Genomic DNA, 20465 nt, shown 5'->3' with positions numbered 1-20465 from the left:
GCTGAACAATGACGACGACGCATTCACCTTCCCCAGCCAACACTTCCGACTCAGGTAGCGAACATGCCAAAGTAAATCGGATACGGATACTCAAAGCCGGCATACAAAGCTCAGTACAAGATGTAGGGCGCTATGGTCAGCGACACTTAGGAATTAATCAAAGCGGCGCACTTGATACCTACTCCTTGATGCTCGCGAATAAATTAGTGGGTAATACGCTCTGCTGTGCAGGTCTGGAAATCGTTATCGGCCCTGTAGAAATTCAATTTCAACGCGATACTTGGTTTGCCATAGGCGGCGCCAATTTTGCAGCACAACTCGACACAGTAGCGGTTCCCAAAGCATGGCGCCACTTTGCCAAAGCGGGTCAGATTCTGCGCTTATCCGGCGCACTCAAAGAAGCACGAGCTTATCTAGGATTTGATGGTGGCATCGCCGTTCCCCAAGTATTAGGATCGCGTTCGACTGATTTGCAAGCTGGTTTCGGTGGTTATCTAGGACGCGCTTTAAAAGTGGGTGATCAACTCGAATTAGGCCCTGCCCAACATTTACAAAAATCTCTAGGCGTACAACAACGCATCTGGTCTCCTGAGGTTCGCGCCATTCCCGGTCCCGAATACGAACAATTCAGTCCCGCCGCACGCCAACAGTTTTGGCAGCAAGCATGGAAACTCAGTCCACAAAGTAATCGCATGGGCTGCCGCTTGCAAGGTCAAGCTTTGCAACGCACTATATCGAAAGACTTTTTATCGCACGGCGTTTTCCCTGGCGTAGTGCAGGTGCCGCCCAATGGCCAGCCCATCATCTTATTAGCCGATGCGCAGACAACCGGTGGCTATCCGAAAATTGCTTGCGTCATTGAAGCCGATTTGTGGAAAGTAGCGCAAACACCACCTGGTCACAGTTTTTGTTTTATTCCTGTCGATAAAGATACTGCTATTTTGGCGCAAGAAAAATGGCGCAAAGAATTCGCTAGGATTGATTGGATTATTCATGCCTGAACGACATACAAATTTACATACAAATCCACATGCACACTCTGCATACCAAGGTGCTATCGACTTAAATGCCGATCTAGGCGAAGGCGCCAGTTGTGACGAGCAAATACTAGCGCTGGTCAGCTCAGCCAATATCGCTTGCGGTGGGCATGCTGGTGATGAAGACAGTATGCGTGTCGCGGTACAGCTCGCGCAACAATATGGTGTCGCTATTGGCGCTCACCCCAGCTTTGCAGACAAAGAAAATTTTGGGCGAAAAATTCAAGCGCCGCCCTATGATCACCTAGCACAAGATTTGCGTGATCAAATAATCACCTTGATGCGAATTACGGCAGAACAGGGGGCGCAACTACAACACATAAAGCCGCACGGGGCTTTATACAATCAAGCTGCTTTCGATCCAGTTCTGGCGGACATCGTTATCCAAGTCATGCAAGAAATCGCTCCACAGCTCAGCTTGGTCGCATTGGCGGGTAGTCCTATCGTCGCACGCGCACAAGCTGCTGGATTGCACGTCATTAGCGAAGCATTTGCGGATCGGCGTTATCGGCGAGATGGCAGCCTTGTACCACGCTCACAACCAGATGCATGTATAGAGAATACCAAAGAAGCGGTAGCTCAAAGCCTGCAACTGATAGAAAGTCAGCAGTTGTATTGCGATGACGGATCAATTATTAAGGTACAAGCAGATACGATCTGTGTGCATGGCGATGGTAGTCGTGCACTGGCGACGATACAGGCGTTAAGACGCGCTTTTGATGAACGCGGCATACAAGTCAGACGTCCGGCTTGCACATCTTAGAAAACCAAATAACAACAATCAAAAAACGATCTAACAATAACAATCAAAAAAACATTAACGGAGACACAGATGGACTTGGCAACTTTACTTCCCTTGGTCGGCATTCCCATTATTGTGCTGGGTTTCGCTTTAAAATTTAATCCCTTGTTGGTTGTGGTCAGTGCGGGATTAGCCACAGGCTTGGCGGTGGGCATGGATTTCGGTCTATTGCTCGAAACCTTCGGTGAAAAATTTATGAATAGCCGTCAGCTTGCCAGTATCGTATTGATTTTACCTATCATCGCTTTATTAGAAAAATTCGGCCTCAAAGAGAGAGCACAAAACTGGGTTGCCAGCATTCGTAGCGCAACGACTGGACGTATCTTGATGTTGTACATGGTGGTTCGCCAGTTCACCTGCTCTCTAGGTTTAATCAGTCTTGGCGGCCAGGCTCAAACGGTGCGCCCATTGCTATTTCCAATGGCGGAAGGTGCTGCGATTAGTCAATATGGTGACTTACCTGAAGCGCTGCGCGACCGTATCGCTGCCCACGCCGCGGCTTGCGATAATGTTGCTCTATTTTTTGGTGAAGACATTTTCATCGCTTTTGGTGCGGTCTTACTCATGAGTGGTTTTCTCAAAGAAAACGGTATTACGAATGTGGAGCCACTGCACATAGGACTATGGGCGATTCCCACTGGGCTTTGTGCCTTGATCATACACTTGATTCGTTTGTCATTTTTAGATGCAAAAATCGCGCGTGAAATTGCTGATTACAGAGCACAATCAATCGCACAGCAAAGCTCACAAACGATGACTAATGGCGGGCAAGTATCATGAATACACCTCAGGTTTTAATCAGCATCAATCTTATTTTCTATCTGATTGGTGTCATTCTGATGTCGATCGCTTGGATGAGTTTGCGCGATCGTAGCAATCCCAAACGTATGACTACTGCCCTATTCTGGTTTTTGTTTGGGATAGGATTTTTATTCGGCGATCTGATGCTCATGTATCTGGGCAAAACATTGACCCACAAGTTACTCGGCATAATTGTCATGCTCTTGGCATTGCTCGCGGGATTTAATCTCTTAGGTAGTGGCAAACACCAAACTGAAGATAAAGCAAAGGTCGATGCCGACAAGAACGCTTCTGCACAGCGCCTCGGCAACAAACTATTTTTGCCAGCCATCTGTATACCTATCATTACGGTCATCTTGAGCATTGCTGGCAAAGATGCGGTTTGGGGCAACTACACTTTACTCGATCCTAAAAACCTGACGCTCGCCTGCCTGACCGTCGCCTGCATCATCAGCGTTTTATATGCCTGTAAAATTACTGGCGGCACACCTATCACAGCGATACAAGAATCACGGCGCTTGGTCGATGCGATAGGCTGGGCTTTAATTTTGCCGCTCATGCTCGCCATGTTAGGTGGCGTATTTGTAGCCGCAAAAACAGGCGTGTCGGTACAAACGCTGGTGACACTGATGGTCAACCCCGACAGTCGCTTAGCCTTGATTATTATTTACTGCTTGGGCATGGCCTTATTCACGATGATTATGGGGAATGCTTTTGCCGCCTTCCCTGTCATGGCCGCGGGTATTGCGCTACCCTCCCTGATCCAACAACATCACGCCAATCCAGCACCCTTGGTGGCAATGGGTATGCTATCGGGATACTGCGGTACCTTGATGACACCGATGGCGGCGAACTTTAATATTGTTCCTGCTGCTTTACTGGAACTCAAAGACAAATACCAAGTCATTAAGTATCAGATCCCAACCGCCATCGCGGTATTAATCTGTAATATCGGTTTGATGTATTTTATTGTGTAATTTCGTCGTCTAAATTCGTCATCTAAATTCCTTGTCCTAATAAGCCTACGCTATGCCGCACATCTTACTCACAGGGTTTGAGCCCTTCAATAACGAAACCACCAATCCGGCTTGGGAAGTGGTCAAGCTATTCGAAGGCAAAAAAATTCTGCAAACCCATACTGTTCACATCGCGCAATTACCCTGCGAATTCGGCGCAGCAAATACGATGTTGGCCGACTTACTCACGCGGATTCCGGCTGAAATTGTAGTCTGCGTTGGACAAGCTGGCGGTCGCGTTGATATCAGCGTCGAGCGTGTCGCTATCAATATTGATGACGCCAGGATACCCGACAATGCGGGTGCCCAACCGATAGACCAAAGCATCATAGAAGACGGCCCAGCGGCCTATTTCAGCACCTTGCCAATTAAAGCTATCGTAAAAAATCTAAGAGATAATGGCATTCCCGCCAGTGTTTCGCAGACGGCGGGCACCTATGTATGCAACCACGTTTTCTATGGTTTGATGCATTATGCCAACACCCACCCCCATATTTTGCGCGCAGGATTTGTCCATATTCCTTACTTACCCGAGCAAGCTGCGGCACATCCCGGCGCAGCAAGTATGGCTTTGGAACAAATGGAAAATGCGCTCCGTTGCCTGTTAGAGACCAGTATTTCACAAGCAAAAGATATCAAACTGGGGGCTGGAGCGACGCATTGATCGAATCCACTCGATCTGACTTTTTGTAAAAAATTTTTCCAAAGTGCATTTACCGCCAGACACATTGCTATTGCTTGAACCTCGAGTTAAAAACGAAGCTGGAATCAAGCCCTACTTTGTTGTGACTTTTTAGCATCTTGCACAGTACAATACCAATCAAACAGGCAACATTCGCTATAGCATTCGCCATCCCGTCCACGTCGTCGCGGAGTTAACCATGCTGGGTTCTTTGAATAAACCGAAAATTTTGATCGTGGAAAACGATGAGTTAGTCAAAATTTTCATACAACTCAAGATTGAACTTTACGGCTATCAAAGCATAGGACAAGCGAATGATGGCAAGGAAGCGATTCGTCTGGCTCGCGAGCTCAAGCCTGATTTGATACTGATGAGCATACAATTGCCAGGCGATATTGATGGTATCGCCGCCGCTGAACAGATACGCAAGCAGCATGCCGTCCCCATTATTTTTTTGAGTGATCAACGCTCTGATGAAGAACTAGAACGGAGCACACAAGCCAACGGATTTGGTTACCTCATTAAACCATTTTCGGACCAAGAACTACGCACCGTGGTCGAAATGGCGCTTTACAAATACGAAGCAGAATCTCGTTTGTTAATCAGTGACCTCGCCTTAAAAGTCATTTCCCAAGGCGTCATCATCACCACGCCGGACCAAATTATCCTGTCGGTCAACGACGCCTTCGTTCAACAAACTGGTTACAGCAGTCAAGAAATGATAGGTAAAACCTGCCGAGTTATTCAAGGACCGCTCACGAGTGAGGCCACTAAGCTGGCGATACGCGAAGCGCTTGCGAACAAACAAGCCTACAACGGTGAAATTCTCAATTACCGTAAAGACGGTAGCAGTTTCTGGAACGAATTAAGCATCACTCCGAGCTTCGATGAACATGGACAATTAAGTCATTTTGTCGGCGTGATGCGCGACATTACGGATAGAAAAAATACCATCGAAGCCTTAAGACAGAGCGAGCATGATTTATTAGAAGCTGAAAAATCGAGCCAAGTCGGGCATTGGATCTGGGATGCGGCCACCAACAAACTGTCCTGGTCAGATGAAATGAAACGCATCTGGCAACGTGAACCCGAGGAGTTCAATGGTGATTTATTTGAGATGATACGCTGCACCGTATTGCCCGAAGATCAGGCCATCGTGGTTAAGACTTGCAGAGAAGCGTTCGAAACCAAAGAAGACTACGATCCTTTCGAATACCGTATCTTCTTACCGGATAATAGTGTACGCATAATCTGGGCAAAAACAGGACGCAAACAAAAAAATGCGCAGGGTAAAATTACGCGTCTGACAGGCACGGTGCAAGACATCACCGAACGCAAACAACAAGAAGAAGAACGTCAACTCAATCACGCCTTGATGGAACAAGCGTTTGGCAGCTCTCCCATAGGTATGGCTCTAATTAATCTTCAGGGAGATTTTTTACGCATGAATCGCGTTTTGTGCGATATGTTGGGTTATCAAGAAAACGAATTGCTACACAGCGACTGGCGCCGTTACGCGCATCCAGACGACACCGGAAACGATAAACAGCTGCTGCAAGAGCTACTCGGTGGCACCATAGAACGCTATGAAATTTACAAACGCTATTACCATAAAAACGGTAATTTACTCTGGCTACAAATCAATGTCTCTCTGCTGCGGGACAAAGAAAGTAAGCCGCTCAATTTTGTAACCCAAATTCAAGATATCACCCAGCGTCTGAGCGCCGAAGCGCACTTGAATCAGTTATCGCAAGCGGTAGAACAAAGCATCGAGGCCATCATCATCACTGATGTCATCGGCAAGATTGAATATGTGAACGATACCTTCCTACGTAAATCTGGTTTTGAAAAGACCGAAGTGATTGGTAAGTATCCCAATATTTTAAATTCGGGAATGACGTCGAAAGAGACTTTTACCAACTTATGGAAAACCGTACGTGCCGGGAATACCTGGAAAGGTGAACTCATTAATCGTCGTAAAGATGGCAGCTTGTCGATGGAATACGCCACCATCTCGCCGCTGCGCCAAAGTGATGGAAGCATTTCCCATTTTGTCTCAACCCTAGAAGACATCAATGAGAAAAAACAATTGGGAGAAGAGCTAGACAAACATCGGCATCATCTGGAAGAACTGGTAGAGAGTCGCACTAAGGAACTGGCCATCGCACGTCAACTGGCGGAAGCCGCCAATCAGGCGAAAAGCAATTTCATTGCCAACATGAGTCATGAAATCAGAACACCAATGAATGGTGTGATGGGTATGACTTATCTCGCCTTAGCCGCAGCAACCGATCCCAAGCAACGCGACTATCTGCAAAAAATACACTTATCTGGTCAGCATCTACTGCACATCGTTGATGATATTTTAGATTTTTCCAAAATTGAAGCGGGCAAAATGACGATAGAAGGTACCGATTTCAGCCTTGATGAAGTGCTGGGAAAGTTACTAACGATCATGAATACCAAAGTGGCCGGTCGCCAATTGCAATTGCAGATACAAGTCGATCCCGATGTACCGCGCCAGATGCATGGTGATCCACATCGATTAAACCAAATTTTAATTAATTACACCAACAATGCGATTAAATTTACCGAACGTGGTGAAATTAAAATCCGTGTCAAACGCGCACAAGATCTGCCTGGTGGCTGGCTAATTCGCTTCGAGGTAGAAGACCCCGGTATCGGTATGAGCCTTGAACAACAAAGCAAATTATTTCAATCGTTTGAACAAGCGGACAGCTCAACCACTCGCAAATTCGGCGGCACAGGATTAGGGCTGGCAATCAGCAAACAACTTGCCTTACTAATGGGGGGGGAAGTAGGCGTTAGCAGCCAATTGGGCAAAGGCAGCCTGTTTTGGTTTACCGCCATGCTCTCACCCAGCAAATTACAAGGCTTAGATATTGCGCGGCAATTGAATCAACAAAATCCGCTGGCTAGCCTCAAAATTATCAACCAAAGCAAACCCGAAATTCATATCTTATTTGTCGATGATAATGAATTCAATCAGCAGGTTGGTGCAGAACTACTAGCATCAGCCAACTGTACCGTGGTGCTCGCAGCCGATGGCTTGCAAGCGCTGAATTTAGTAAAACAAAAGGCGCAAAAATTTGACTGTATTTTGATGGACATACAAATGCCCGTCATGGATGGCTTGGAGGCGACCCGCCACATTCGAGCACTTCCGGAATTTACCAAGCTACCTATCATCGCGATTACTGCCAACGCAATGAAAGAAGATCGTATGCATTGTTTGGCCGTTGGTATGAACGACTTTATCGCGAAACCATTTTCACCTGATCTTCTGTATGCCACGCTATTACGCTGGATAGACAAAGCGGCAAATGGCAAGGAGAAAAATACCAATAATTCAGAAACGCAAAACGAGAGCAAGGCAACCGCATTGACTGCCTCAGCTGTCACTCAAACTGACAATAGCGCTAGCTCAATTGGCATTACAGGAATTACTGGCATTGCGGCGAATACGCAAGCGAACAAGGGAAACAATACTTTGCAAAACAATCACCCAAATGATGCACGCAGTATCGACCTTAACGTACTCGCAAAACTGGTAGGAAATTCACCCGAAAAAGTCGGAAAATTTGCCCTAAAATTTTTAGATTCTGCAAAACGCAGTATGCAAGAAATCGACCAAGCCAGACAAGATCAAAGTCTGACATTACTCGGTTCACTAGGGCACAAACTTAAGTCCAGCGCACGCACAGTGGGTGCCATGCAGTTCGGCGAACTCTGCCATCAATTAGAAAAATTACAGCACACTGGAACATTGGGGCAAGCCGATGAATTAATACGGCAGCTACATCCTATGTTGACGCAAATCGACATAGAGATTCAGCATTATCTCAACCCACATGTCGAGGTAGAAAACATCATCACTACCTCACCGGTGATTGCAGCCCCCAGCGTAGATCGTCTCATCAAACTCAAACCCGATTTACATGTACTGGTGTTGGAAGACGATGCGATTGATATGGAAATTGCCTGCACTACGCTACGCCAAGCAGGCATTCATCGCATCTCTAATTGCAGTAACGGACCGCATGCACTGGCAGTATTAAGTACCTATCAACCGGATGTCATACTCTGTGATCTGACCATGCCAGGAATGGATGGCGTAAGCTTCTTGCGCATCGCTGCGGAGAACGCTTACCGTGGCGGCGTCATTATTCTGAGCGCGGCCGATCACAGCGTCATCAAAGCAACCGAAAACCTGATACGAGCGTATGGCTTACATTTACTTGGTTCCTTGCGCAAACCGCTGATCGCCGCGGACATGCTGGAAGCACTAGCACGCCACGCTGCGCTCCCTGCGCATTTACCCATATCGTCCAGAATTTCTCAGTTGTCGCTAGATGAATTAGAAAGGGGCTTAGCGGAAAATTGCTTAGAAATACATTTTCAGCCCAAACTATCGATACACAGCAAACGCATCACGGGTGCTGAGTGCTTGGCACGCTGGCGCCATCCGATTCGAGGCTTACTGGGTCCCGCCGCGTTTGTCTCCGGTCTAGAATCCCACGGCCTGATTGATACCATGAGCAAGATGCTATTAGAAAAAAGCGCTTTGCAGTTACGTCAATGGCACAAACAAGGGCATCAATTAAAGCTGTCGGTCAATGTCTCAATGGACAATCTAAATCAATTAGATTTGCCCGAGCAATTTGAATCCATCTTACAAGCGGTTGGCGTGCGCCCCTCTCAGTTCATTTTAGAATTGACCGAACCACGCCTGATGGAAAATCTCACCATCAGTCTGGAAATCCTGACCCGCCTTCGGCTCAAAGGTTTTGGTCTGTCCATTGATGATTTTGGTACCGGTTTTTCTACGATGGAAAATCTCAAGCAACTGCCTTTCACCGAACTAAAAATCGATCGCGCGTTTGTCAATGCGGCCGTCGACGATGAGGCGGCACGAGCAATCTTAAATTCTAGTATCCAGCTAGGTAAAATATTCCATTTAAACTTGGTAGCGGAAGGGGTAGAAACCAAGCAAGACTGGGATTTCATTGCTGATTCGGGCTGTGACGATGCACAAGGTTACTTTATTGCGCAAGCAATGCCTGCCAATGAATTTATAGATTGGAAGATTGCTTGGGAAAAAAAGTTGAAACGCGAATTGGGTTAGATCCAAGCCTGAGAATAATGGCAACGCAATAGCCCAAGCGCTAAAATTTATCGCCTTGTTGGTCACAAGACACCAATCAATAAGCAAAATTTGGATAGAATCTAAAACTTATTTAATTGCTTTATATTGACTTATAATGCCCGCGAAATTCTGCGGGCATTTTTATTCTTTTCCTTTTATGTGACTTTTCCCATGAATACTCTGCTTTGGCTGGTCGTTCTGTATTGGATTATTTCTGTAGGCATAGGACTGTATGCTGCCCGCTATGTCAATAATTCAAAAGATTTTGCGGTGGCGGGTCGTTCACTGCCTATGTATATCGTCACTGCAACGGTATTCGCCACTTGGTTTGGTTCTGAAACTGTCCTAGGTATCTCCTCTACCTTTGTCAAAGAAGGTTTGAAAGGCGTAGTCGCCGATCCCTTCGGTTCTTCCTTATGCTTGATTTTCGTCGGGTTATTTTTCGCCCGCCCTTTGTACAGAATGAATTTACTGACGATAGGCGACTACTACAAAGCAAAATATGGCCGCACTGTCGAAATCTTGGTCTCGCTCTGCATCGTTGTCTCTTACCTAGGCTGGGTTGCCGCTCAAATCAAAGCGCTGGGGTTGGTATTTAGTGTGGTCTCAGGTGGTGCAGTTAGCATGAATATGGGCATGATGATAGGTGCTGGTAGTGTTTTGATCTACACCTTGATGGGTGGTATGTGGTCGGTAGCAATTACTGATTTCTTGCAAATGATCATTATCATGATAGGTATGCTGTACATGGGCTGGGAAGTATCCAACATGGTCGGCGGTGCAGGCACCGTTATTACCCACGCGGTCAATGCTGGCAAAATGGAATTCTGGCCAGCACCAACCTCACGCGAAGTGCTATGGTTCTTCGCCGCTTGGATCACCATGATGTTAGGCTCAATCCCTCAGCAAGACGTGTTCCAGCGAGTTGCTTCGGCTCATTCAGAAAATGCAGCGGCCAATTCAGCGGTGCTCGGTGGTAGTTTGTATTTCTTATTCGCTTTCATTCCTATGTTCCTAGCGTATTCGGCGACTTTGATTGATCCAGAAATGGTGACAAGATTGATGGGCACGGATTCCCAGATGATTTTACCGACCTTGATCATGACCAAAATGCCATTATTGGCGCAAGTGATGTTCTTTGGTGCGTTGCTGTCGGCGATCAAGAGCTGCGCTAGTGCCACCCTGCTCGCCCCATCGGTGACTTTTTCTGAAAATATTTTGAAGCCTTTATTCCCAGCGCAAAGCGATAAGCAATTCTTATTCATGATGCGCGCCGTGGTATTGGTATTTACTTGCATCGTGACTTATTTTGCAATGAATACCGAGGCAAGTATCTACAAAATGGTCGAAAACGCTTATAAAGTGACCTTAGTCGCCGCGTTTATCCCTCTAGCATTTGGTCTGTACTGGAAACCTGCGACGCGGCAAGGTGCGATTTTGTCTATCGTATTAGGCTTAAGCTCATGGATTTTGCTGGAGATTAATGCACCCGAAGAATTCTGGCCACCACAATTGGTCGGTGTGTTAATGAGTTTGGCGGGCATGTTATTCGGTTCGCTACTCCCCCAATACAAAGGTAAGCTTGCCTATTAAATAAGTTTGATAGGCACTCTTAGACGCTGGCTACAACGTCCAAGTAAATACCGAATTAGAGGTGCAAGCCAACACTCAAATAGTCATAGTGCTATAGGATATTCTCAAGCCCACAGGCAATTCTGCAAAAATTGCCTGTAAACCGTTATAATTCAGGGTTTTACAAGTTTTCCTAAGGATAAAAATGCCTATCTACGCTTATCGCTGCGATGCCTGTGGCTTTGCCAAAGATGTGCTGCAAAAAATGTCGGAAGACCCGCTCACGGTTTGCCCTGAATGCAATCAGCCATCCTTCAAAAAACAAGTCACAGCGGCTGGTTTTCAATTAAAAGGTTCAGGTTGGTATGTCACCGACTTCCGTGGCGGTAATGGCAATACGGCTGCGACAGGCGTGACAGCAAAAAACGAAGATAAAAGTGGTGACTCTACAACATCAGAGACATCGACCAGCACAACACCGGCGACCAGCGCTTCAAGTGCCGCTAGTAGCAGTACAGCTAATAGCAGTATAGCTAGCAGCGCCGCCGGCAGCAGTGACAACAAAGCAGCATAAGCAAATCGAACAGAAAAGATCCAAGATGTATGCGTAAATATTTTATTACTGGTTTATTGATACTTGTTCCACTCGCGATCACCGCGTGGGTATTGCATGCTGTCATCAGCACCATGGATCAATCCTTACTTTTATTACCAGTGCAGTGGCGACCAGAAGCCTTAATCGGTTTCAAGATTCCCGGCTTAGGAGCCGTGCTCACCGTCTTGATTATCTTTTTCACCGGACTTTTGACCAAAAATTTTATTGGCAAATACATCGTCAGTTTGTGGGAAAAATTACTTACTCATATTCCCATCGTTAGTTCGATTTATTCCAGTGTTAAGCAAGTTTCAGACACCCTGTTTTCCTCATCTGGTAACGCTTTTAGTAAAGCGCTGTTAATACAATACCCACGCGAAGGCTCTTGGACTATCGCCTTTCTGACTGGCAAACCAGGCAGTGCGGTGGCCAAGCATTTGGAGGGCGAGTTCATCAGCGTCTACGTACCGACTACCCCTAACCCAACATCTGGGTATTTTTTGATTATCCCCAAAAAGGATGCGATTGAACTGGATATGAGTGTCGATACGGCACTGAAATACGTAGTTTCTATGGGTGTTGTCGCGCCTGAAGTAGCGGAGCAAGCGGCAGCGGCTCAAAATAAAATTTGTAATTAGTTTTGCTTACTAGTTTTGCCTATTAGCTTTGTTCAATAGACTAGCCAGATCAGCTTGAACGAATCTCAAGATCAACCAATTAAACTCAAAGATATTAACTTTTAAAAAGACAGGTAAGAAATTATGTCCATGCGTACTAACTACTGCGGCCTAACTACTGAAGCATACCTCGGCCAAACCGTCAGCCTGTGCGGCTGGGTGCATCGCCGTCGTGATCACGGTGGGGTTATTTTTATTGATTTGCGCGACCGCGAAGGTTTGGTGCAAGTGGTGTGCGACCCGGATCGCGCTGAAGTCTTTAAAAATGCAGAAACAGTGCGTAATGAATTCTGCTTGCGCATCACCGGTATCGTACGTAATCGCCCCGACGGCACCATCAATAATAATTTGAAGTCAGGCAAAATCGAAGTCTTGTGCCACGACTTAGAAATTTTAAATGCGTCCGTCACCCCACCGTTCCAATTGGATGACGACAATTTATCTGAGACTACACGTTTGACACACCGTGTATTGGATTTGCGTCGCCCACAGATGCAAAACAATTTGCGTTTGCGTTACAAAGTCGCGATGGAAGTGCGTAAGTTCCTTGATGAAAACGGCTTTATCGATATCGAAACACCGATGTTGACCAAATCCACACCAGAAGGTGCACGCGATTATTTGGTGCCATCACGCGTCAATGCTGGCAACTTCTTCGCTTTGCCACAATCTCCACAATTGTTTAAGCAATTATTGATGGTCGCCAACTTTGACCGCTACTACCAAATCACGAAGTGCTTCCGCGATGAAGATTTACGTGCTGATCGTCAACCAGAATTCACCCAAATCGATTGCGAAACGTCGTTCATGAGCGAACAAGAAATTCGCGATATGTTTGAAGGCATGATCCGTGGCGTATTCAAAAACACCTTGAATATCGATTTGCCAAACCCATTCCCAGTCATGGACTTTGCAGAAGCCATGGGCTTGTATGGTTCCGATAAACCAGACATGCGCGTGAAATTGCAATTCACCGATTTGACCGATGTCATGAAAGACGTGGATTTCAAAGTGTTCTCAAACGCAGCCAACATGACCAACGGCCGCGTGGTTGGTATGTTAGTACCAGGCGGCGGCAGTATGCCACGTTCTGAAATCGACGCTTACGATCAATTCGTACGCATCTACGGCGCGAAAGGTTTAGCGTACATCAAAGTCAATGACAAAGCCGCTGGCCGTGATGGCTTGCAAGCACCTATCGTCAAAAACTTACATGACGCAGCATTAGCAGAAATCATCGCTCGTACTGGCGCGAATGATGGCGATTTGATTTTCTTCGGCGCGGACAAAGCGAAGATCGTGAATGACGCAATTGGCGCTTTGCGCGTCAAAATCGGTCATAGCGAATTCGGTAAAGCAAATGGCTTGTTCGAAGACGTATGGAAACCATTATGGGTCATCGATTTCCCGATGTTTGAGCATGATGAAGAAAATGATCGTTGGACCGCAACCCACCATCCATTCACTGCACCAAAAGATGGTCACGAAGACTTGATGGAAACTGATCCAGGCAAATGTATCGCTAAAGCCTACGATATGGTCTTGAACGGTTGGGAACTCGGTGGCGGCTCAGTACGTATCCACCGCGCTGATGTACAAAGCAAAGTATTCCGTGCGTTGAAGATCAATGACGAAGAAGCGCAATTGAAATTTGGCTTCTTACTCGACGCCTTGCAATACGGCGCACCTCCACACGGTGGTTTAGCATTCGGCTTGGATCGTATCGTGACGATGATGACTGGCGCAGAATCGATCCGTGACGTGATTGCGTTCCCGAAAACACAACGCGCACAATGCTTATTGACACAAGCACCGTCAGAAGTCGATGAAAAGCAATTGAAAGAATTGCATATCCGTTTGCGTGCGGCGGAACCTAAAGTCGCTTAAGCCTATTTGATATGACACCTTAAAAACGGCAGACTCAGTTTGAACTGAGTCTGCCGTTTTTTATTGGCGTTTTGTGGTGTCAACACGATCAAATCAAAACCCCTCAACACAGAGACACGGAGAAAACTAGGAGGTCACAGAGGAAAACAAAGGCTCTCCCTTTCTCTGTGCCCCGTAAAGGCATGCCTTTACCTCTGTGTTGAGAGTTTTTTAATTCAGTCACATTCGATCACACTAGACACATCAGCAAGCGGTTTCTCAATTTATGGCATACTGCCGTCACAACAAATCAAGCACATCCCAGCGCAAACCATGAGTAACAAATACAAAATCCCCGAGTCTGTTTTAGTCGTTATCCACACCCCAGAATTCGAAGTCCTATTACTTGAGCGTGCTGACAAGCCTGGCTTTTGGCAATCGGTCACAGGCTCCAAAGACAGTCTGGATGAAGCATTGGAATTAACCGCGCAGCGCGAAGTAATGGAAGAAACTGGCATCGACACCAAACATCATATGTTGAGCAATTGGGAATTAGCGAATGTGTATGAAATTTACCCCACTTGGCGTCACCGTTATGCCCCAGGTGTGACGCAAAACAAAGAATACGTGTTTGGACTTTGTGTGCCACGCGACACCTCAGTTACACTAGCACCAAGAGAGCATTTACGTTACCAATGGTTGCCACTGCAAGCGGCCGCGGATTTGTGTTTTTCCGCATCGAATGCGGAAGCAATTTTGCAGTTACCACAGCGCTACCATCACGACGTCGATAATGCCCGAGCACCGCTGTCAAATTCTGCTGGTTCCATCAAAGGCAAGATCATGAAACTACGTATCGCCACCTACAATATCCATAAAGGGGTTAGCGCGTTCGGACGCAAAGCACGTATTCACGACTTAAAAGAAGCTATCAAATTACTCGACGCAGATCTGGTATTTTTGCAAGAAGTTCAAGGACAACATGATCACCATGCAAAAAAACATGCGAACTGGCCTGAACAAGCGCAGCATGAATTTTTAGCAGGAGACTCCCACCTATCAGCCTATGGAATGAATGCCGTCTATGAGCACGGCCATCATGGCAACGCCTTACTAAGCCGCCTCCCCATACTGCAGGCTAGCAATCACGATGTATCTGATCATGCCTACGAACAGCGCGGCATTTTACATGTGCAAATTCAATTAGATGATGTCCAAGCTCATTGCTTCGTCATTCATCTGGGTCTGTTTGCGGCCAGCCGCCGACGCCAGATTCAAGCCTTAATTCAACAAATACAAACTCATGTGCCGCACAATCAGCCGCTTATTATCGCAGGTGATTTTAATGACTGGAGTCAGCGTTTGAGCCACACTTTATATAAAGAGCTAGGTGTCATTGAAGCGTTTGACATCGCCAATCACAAACAGAATGAAGTGCCGAGTATGGCGCTTAAGCGCGACGCTTTAAGTTCAGTCAAAACGCTGTTTCAAGCCAAATCTAAGCATGCACGAACTTTTCCGGCGGGATTACCTTGGCTTAGTTTAGATCGCGTCTATCTACGTGGATTCCAGGTTGAACAAGCGCATGTTTTGAGCGGCAAACCTTGGTCGCAATTATCCGATCATGTCCCCATTGCAGTCGATCTAAAACTTAACCGTTTACAATTACACCATGGCTAAATTGGTTTTTTGTGATGGTAATCAATTGCAATTGCATCATACTGGCGTACAGTTTTTTCCAGCGCTATTAGAAGCAATAGCCTACGCGCAGCATGAAATCTATTTAGAAACCTATATCTATGCAGACGACCCGAGTGCACAGGCCATTAGTGATGCTTTATCGCATGCGGCGCAACGTGGCGTATGTGTGCAAGTGATCATCGATTGGATCGGTACCGGCATTCATAGAGCGCAACAATTACAAAATGACTTTCAACAAACCGGCGTGCAATGCCGTATTTTCAATCCTTGGTTCAAACGTGGCTTGGCACGCACCCATAGAAAATTAGCGGTCATTGATCAATCTACTGCTTTTATTGGCGGCATTAACCTCATCGACGACTGCCGTTCAGATGACGGTAAAAATACCCCACTCCCTTATCCACGCTGGGATTTTGCAGTCCAAGTGAAGGGGGATCTGGTACAAAACATGCACAAGGAAATCAGTGCGCAGTGGCTCAAAATGGGCAAGCTACAATTGCTGCAAAGATTGAAATTAGCGGTGAATTTGCGCGCTCCATTTGAGCGACATGTAGGCACACTCAGCCAAGCGGCGCTGGTCATACGCGACAATCTACGTAATCGAACCACTATACAAAAAGCGTATTTGAAGGCGCTCGGCTCCGCCCGCCACACAGCAATACTAGCCAATCCGTATTTTGCACCAGGACGCAAAATACGTAACGGTCTGATCCGTGCTGCGCAACGAGGAGTCGATGTACGTCTTCTGCTTGGCGTCGGAGAATTTGACTGGCAAGATGCCGTTGCGCAGTCGTATTACCCCAAGCTTTTGGCTGCCGGTATCAAAATTTACGAATATCGTAAAACCAAGTTGCACGCCAAAGTGGCGGTCATTGATGGCCTGTGGGCCACGGTTGGATCTAGTAATTTTGATGGTTTAAGCTTGTTTCTTAATCACGAAGCCAACATCGTGGTGCTAGATCAAGATTTCGCGAATAATCTCGATCAACACTTACAACAAGGCTTGCAAGATGCGGTTCAAATTGATCCACATTGCGTGGTAAGACAACATTGGAGCACTCGCCTGAAACATAGGCTGGCGTATTGGTTTTATCGTGGTGTGATGCGACTAGTGACCTTAGGTCGCTATCTGTAATCAATCCGCACTTCCCAATTCCCGTTGGCGTGGCGCATACAAACAAAGCTTTCAGGGCAACTAATGAACACGAAAAATTCTTTAACTACCTCCATCCGTATCGACAAGTGGCTATGGGCAGCACGCTTTTTCAAAACCCGCAGCTTGGCATGTAATGCCGTTGAACTGGGTCGAGTATTGCAAAATGAGCAAAGAGTAAAACCCGCCCATAATTTAAAAGTCGGTGATTTATTGGAAATCCACCAGGCTGACCAAATCTGGATCGTCGAGGTAATAAAACTATCAGATGTACGCGGGTCGGCCACAGTGGCACAGGGACTATATGTAGAGACAGCCGAGAGCCAACTCAAACGCCAACAAAGAGCTGAGAATCGACGCTACCAGCAAGAGCCAGCGGCGCAAATTAGTGAGCGCCCCACCAAACGCCAACGCAGACAGCTTAGCAATATTCATTTGGACTAAATGAGCTGAACCAGACAGAGCTAGGCTAAAGAAGCAACAACTTCATTCAAGTTAAGCAATTAGCGTGCGCTTTTGAGCGTCTTTCTACAATTTATCAACGGATTAGATGTATATTCCTTTATTGAAATAGTTCAATTTTCTTTAGTTATCTGAGACTTTGTAGCGATCTTCCAAGGAGATTCAAATGCAAGCGTTTTACGATCTAAAAATTGCCGCCAAACTCATTTTTGGTTTTATCGCGGTACTCCTCCTCACCTGCTTCCTCGGCATATTTTCCATCTTCGAGCTCACTAATTTAAACCGCGCCACCAATGAAATTGGGACCGATTTAATGCCCAGTTCCATTGCTGGCATGGGCATGAAAGAAAGCGTCTCGCGTATGCGGTCACAAGAGGCGCAACTCGCTAGCGCAGAGAATCCAGAAGAAGCCAAAAAATACGCGGAACGCACCAACGAAGCGGCAGACACATTTCGCAAAAACCATGCAGCCTTCTTAAAAAATGCCGATACGGCCGAAGACAAGAAAGCACTGGATGAACTTTTGCTTGCGTTCAACGAATACGCCCAAATTTCTAACAAAATGGGCAATTTGGCGAAGGAAGGCAAAACCCAAGAAGCTATTGCGATCTTGCGCAAAGAATCCTCAGACAGCAATAAAAAAATGCGTACCCTACTAGACAAAATTGTCGACGTTCAGTTAGTCGCAGGACAAGCGGCTGTGAACAATAGTCAAACTCTGTTTTTGAACGCGCGCATGATGATTATTATTGCCATGATAGCCAGCATTGCCATTGGGTTCTCTATGGCTATCTGGCTAGCACGCATAGTCTCAACTCCGCTCAAGAGTGCGGTTGAGCTAGCGCAATCTATCGCCGCTGGTGATCTGACCCAAACCGTAGAAGCTGAAAGCACCTGCGAAACCGGACAACTGATACGCGCACTATCTGAGATGAATACCAGCTTACTCACGGTGGTCAGTGAAGTTCGTGCAGGCACCGAACAAATCAATAGCGCCGCCATCGAAATCGCCAATGGCAATTTGGATTTATCCAGCCGTACGGAAGAACAGGCGAGTTCACTGGAGGAAACCGCCTCTTCTATGGAAGAAATCACATCGACCGTCAAACACAATAGCGACAACGCCCGACAAGCTAATATTCTGTCGCAAACCGCGACTAGCATTGCCGAAAAAGGGGGCAGCGTTGTCTCGGAAGTGGTCTCTACCATGACTTCGATTAACGAATCTTCTAAAAAAATCGTGGACATCATCAGTGTCATTGACGGTATCGCTTTCCAAACCAATATTCTGGCTTTGAATGCGGCGGTCGAAGCGGCACGTGCAGGCGAACAAGGACGTGGCTTTGCCGTCGTCGCCTCGGAAGTACGCAGCCTGGCACAACGCTCTGCCAGTGCCGCCAAAGAGATCAAAGAACTAATTAATGATTCAGTAGAAAAAGTGGGTCAAGGAACGCGTCTAGTCGATAGCGCCGGTAGCACCATGCAGGAGGTCGTCGATAGCGTCAAGCGAGTCAGTGACATCATTAGCGAAATCACCGCCGCAGGTCAGGAACAAACCAGCGGCATAGAACAAATCAACCAAGCCATCATACAAATGGACAGTGTCACCCAGCAAAATTCGGCACTGGTGGAAGAAGCAGCCGCTGCCGCCGCGACTCTGCAGGAACAATCAGCTAATCTAGTGCAAGTGGTCAGCGTCTTTAAATTAGATCAAAATGCATATACGCCGCCGAAAGCAGCGGTCAGAACAAACAGCCGGCCTGTTGCCCAAAAAGCGCCTCCGAAAAAATCAGGTCAACCAGCACGTCTAAAAGCTGAGCCGACGACTAGCTCTGCCAGTGCAGATGCATGGGAAGAGTTCTAAGGCCTCAAACTCGAATGTAAGCCTAAACTACGCCAAATTATGAGCACCCTACTCGTTCAGCTTTAGGCAATAAGTAGGGTGCACCGTGCGCACCACCTCAACATTAGCTAGCCTTGACTAGGATAGCGCGCACAGCGCGCCCTCCTAGTCCCACTTTGTGTAAAGTGCATTAAGTTTCGAACTATAAGTCTAGACAATTTATGACTGACGTTTTAACACTGTCGTAATCGCGCACATTCTTGTAGGCATTCCATTCTAATGAGTTTTTTCTGATTGACATTTATAGACGCATGTTGAATAGTACGGTCGTTCGATTATTTTCTTGAGCGTGCTTTTTTCTGATGCTCAGAATATTTTCTAGTGTCCAGAAATCGCTGTCACCGTTCAGAAAAAATCAATTAAAACAATGAATATCACATCGAAATTTATGCGTAAGGGTGAATTAACCCGAGCGGCAATATTAGACACCGCATTAGAATCAGCGAGTAGAAACGGGTTAGAAGGCTTGACCATAGGTTTGCTTGCAGAACAAATGAATATGAGTAAATCGGGTGTGTTCGCCCATTTTGGCTCACGTGAAGATTTGCAAATTGAAGTGCTCAGGCTGTATCACCATACGTTTGAACAAGAAGTTTTCTATCCGAGTATGAAAGAAGCACGCGGCTTACCGCGTTTGCGTTCCATGTTCGGATTGTGGGTACAAAGAGTAACGCATGAAATTGCATCAGGTTGTATTTATATTAGTGGTGCTACTGAGTACGACGATAGACAAGGTCCGATTCGTGATGCCTTAGTCGCCATGGTCAATGCGTGGCAAGGTGCTTTGCTCAGGGCAACGATACAGGCAATTGAGTTAAACCATCTACAACGAGATATAGATCCTGAACAGATTGTGTATGAAATGTATGGTTTGATTTTAGCCTTACATCACGATGCACGTTTTTTGAAAAAATCCGGTAGCGTCAATCGCGCCGAACGTGGGTTTGAAAGAATGATTCAATCTTATGCACCGTCCAAATTAAGTGCATAGGAAATGGGATTGATTGAATTAAATTGAATTACAGCAATCG

General features: G+C 46.4%; 15 protein-coding genes and 1 pseudogene. All 16 read left to right on the top strand.

Going from position 1 to position 20465, the window contains the following annotated elements:
• Positions 1 to 8: 8 nt before the first annotated feature.
• The 16 genes and pseudogenes from ACFFJH_RS10375 (at position 9) to ACFFJH_RS10300 (ending at position 20425) form a co-directional block, all read left to right on the top strand.
• Positions 9 to 1001 (top strand): 5-oxoprolinase subunit C family protein, encoded by a 993-nt coding sequence (locus ACFFJH_RS10375; RefSeq protein ID WP_390212241.1) that lies wholly within the window; start codon positions 9 to 11, stop codon positions 999 to 1001.
• Positions 994 to 1800 (top strand): 5-oxoprolinase subunit PxpA, encoded by an 807-nt coding sequence (gene pxpA / locus ACFFJH_RS10370; RefSeq protein WP_390212239.1) that lies wholly within the window; start codon positions 994 to 996, stop codon positions 1798 to 1800. The genes ACFFJH_RS10375 and pxpA overlap by 8 nt, the downstream gene beginning before the upstream one ends.
• 69 nt (positions 1801 to 1869) lie before the next feature.
• On the top strand, positions 1870 to 2619 hold the full coding sequence (locus ACFFJH_RS10365) for a DUF969 domain-containing protein (RefSeq protein WP_390212236.1): 750 nt from the start codon (positions 1870 to 1872) through the stop codon (positions 2617 to 2619).
• Positions 2616 to 3617: a DUF979 domain-containing protein gene (locus ACFFJH_RS10360; RefSeq protein WP_390212233.1), complete on the top strand. Its 1002-nt coding sequence runs from the start codon at positions 2616 to 2618 to the stop codon at positions 3615 to 3617. Before ACFFJH_RS10365 ends, ACFFJH_RS10360 begins: the two co-directional genes overlap by 4 nt.
• A gap of 52 nt (positions 3618 to 3669) precedes the next feature.
• Positions 3670 to 4320 carry a pyroglutamyl-peptidase I gene (gene pcp / locus ACFFJH_RS10355; protein ID WP_390212230.1) on the top strand — a complete coding sequence of 217 codons (651 nt, stop codon included), beginning with the start codon at positions 3670 to 3672 and terminating at the stop codon, positions 4318 to 4320.
• Positions 4321 to 4537: 217 nt separating this feature from the next.
• A complete protein-coding gene (locus tag ACFFJH_RS10350; RefSeq protein ID WP_390212228.1) occupies positions 4538 to 9484 on the top strand; it encodes a PAS domain S-box protein in 4947 nt (1648 codons plus the stop codon).
• Between the two features lie 192 nt (positions 9485 to 9676).
• Complete coding sequence (locus tag ACFFJH_RS10345; RefSeq protein ID WP_390212226.1) at positions 9677 to 11098, top strand: high affinity choline transporter 1; 1422 nt, start codon at positions 9677 to 9679, stop codon at positions 11096 to 11098.
• A gap of 184 nt (positions 11099 to 11282) precedes the next feature.
• Positions 11283 to 11651, top strand: a complete 369-nt coding sequence (locus ACFFJH_RS10340) for an FmdB family zinc ribbon protein (protein ID WP_390212224.1) — start codon at positions 11283 to 11285, stop codon at positions 11649 to 11651.
• Between the two features lie 29 nt (positions 11652 to 11680).
• The gene (locus tag ACFFJH_RS10335; protein ID WP_390212222.1) at positions 11681 to 12310 is read left to right on the top strand and encodes a DUF502 domain-containing protein; all 630 of its coding nucleotides are present in this window, start codon (positions 11681 to 11683) and stop codon (positions 12308 to 12310) included.
• Positions 12311 to 12433: 123 nt separating this feature from the next.
• Positions 12434 to 14236, top strand: coding sequence for an aspartate--tRNA ligase (aspS, locus tag ACFFJH_RS10330; RefSeq protein WP_390212221.1), 1803 nt, complete (start codon positions 12434 to 12436; stop codon positions 14234 to 14236).
• Between the two features lie 312 nt (positions 14237 to 14548).
• Positions 14549 to 14986, top strand: a pseudogene (nudB, locus tag ACFFJH_RS10325) (dihydroneopterin triphosphate diphosphatase); the annotation flags it as partial.
• A gap of 72 nt (positions 14987 to 15058) precedes the next feature.
• Positions 15059 to 15895: an endonuclease/exonuclease/phosphatase family protein gene (locus ACFFJH_RS10320; RefSeq protein ID WP_390212425.1), complete on the top strand. Its 837-nt coding sequence runs from the start codon at positions 15059 to 15061 to the stop codon at positions 15893 to 15895.
• A complete protein-coding gene (gene clsB, locus ACFFJH_RS10315; protein ID WP_390212220.1) occupies positions 15888 to 17051 on the top strand; it encodes a cardiolipin synthase ClsB in 1164 nt (387 codons plus the stop codon). The genes ACFFJH_RS10320 and clsB overlap by 8 nt, the downstream gene beginning before the upstream one ends.
• A gap of 63 nt (positions 17052 to 17114) precedes the next feature.
• The gene (locus ACFFJH_RS10310; RefSeq protein ID WP_390212219.1) at positions 17115 to 17513 is read left to right on the top strand and encodes an RNA-binding S4 domain-containing protein; all 399 of its coding nucleotides are present in this window, start codon (positions 17115 to 17117) and stop codon (positions 17511 to 17513) included.
• 184 nt (positions 17514 to 17697) lie between these two features.
• Positions 17698 to 19395, top strand: a complete 1698-nt coding sequence (locus ACFFJH_RS10305; protein ID WP_390212217.1) for a methyl-accepting chemotaxis protein — start codon at positions 17698 to 17700, stop codon at positions 19393 to 19395.
• A gap of 427 nt (positions 19396 to 19822) precedes the next feature.
• Positions 19823 to 20425 carry a TetR/AcrR family transcriptional regulator gene (locus ACFFJH_RS10300; protein ID WP_390212421.1) on the top strand — a complete coding sequence of 201 codons (603 nt, stop codon included), beginning with the start codon at positions 19823 to 19825 and terminating at the stop codon, positions 20423 to 20425.
• Positions 20426 to 20465: the final 40 nt, after the last annotated feature.

This window comes from Affinundibacterium danionis, from assembly GCF_042432465.1.
GTDB classification, from domain to species: domain Bacteria; phylum Pseudomonadota; class Gammaproteobacteria; order Burkholderiales; family Burkholderiaceae_D; genus Undibacterium; species Undibacterium danionis.
The sequence above is the reverse complement of the archived record's forward strand: the minus strand, read 5'-3'. Positions and strand labels throughout refer to the sequence as shown.

Coding starts and splice junctions, on each gene's coding strand:
- ACFFJH_RS10375 (WP_390212241.1), top strand. CDS start 9: ATGACGACGACGCATTCACCTTCCCCAGCCAACACTTCCGACTCAGGT.
- pxpA (WP_390212239.1), top strand. CDS start 994: ATGCCTGAACGACATACAAATTTACATACAAATCCACATGCACACTCT.
- ACFFJH_RS10365 (WP_390212236.1), top strand. CDS start 1,870: ATGGACTTGGCAACTTTACTTCCCTTGGTCGGCATTCCCATTATTGTG.
- ACFFJH_RS10360 (WP_390212233.1), top strand. CDS start 2,616: ATGAATACACCTCAGGTTTTAATCAGCATCAATCTTATTTTCTATCTG.
- pcp (WP_390212230.1), top strand. CDS start 3,670: ATGCCGCACATCTTACTCACAGGGTTTGAGCCCTTCAATAACGAAACC.
- ACFFJH_RS10350 (WP_390212228.1), top strand. CDS start 4,538: ATGCTGGGTTCTTTGAATAAACCGAAAATTTTGATCGTGGAAAACGAT.
- ACFFJH_RS10345 (WP_390212226.1), top strand. CDS start 9,677: ATGAATACTCTGCTTTGGCTGGTCGTTCTGTATTGGATTATTTCTGTA.
- ACFFJH_RS10340 (WP_390212224.1), top strand. CDS start 11,283: ATGCCTATCTACGCTTATCGCTGCGATGCCTGTGGCTTTGCCAAAGAT.
- ACFFJH_RS10335 (WP_390212222.1), top strand. CDS start 11,681: ATGCGTAAATATTTTATTACTGGTTTATTGATACTTGTTCCACTCGCG.
- aspS (WP_390212221.1), top strand. CDS start 12,434: ATGTCCATGCGTACTAACTACTGCGGCCTAACTACTGAAGCATACCTC.
- ACFFJH_RS10320 (WP_390212425.1), top strand. CDS start 15,059: ATGAAACTACGTATCGCCACCTACAATATCCATAAAGGGGTTAGCGCG.
- clsB (WP_390212220.1), top strand. CDS start 15,888: ATGGCTAAATTGGTTTTTTGTGATGGTAATCAATTGCAATTGCATCAT.
- ACFFJH_RS10310 (WP_390212219.1), top strand. CDS start 17,115: ATGAACACGAAAAATTCTTTAACTACCTCCATCCGTATCGACAAGTGG.
- ACFFJH_RS10305 (WP_390212217.1), top strand. CDS start 17,698: ATGCAAGCGTTTTACGATCTAAAAATTGCCGCCAAACTCATTTTTGGT.
- ACFFJH_RS10300 (WP_390212421.1), top strand. CDS start 19,823: ATGCGTAAGGGTGAATTAACCCGAGCGGCAATATTAGACACCGCATTA.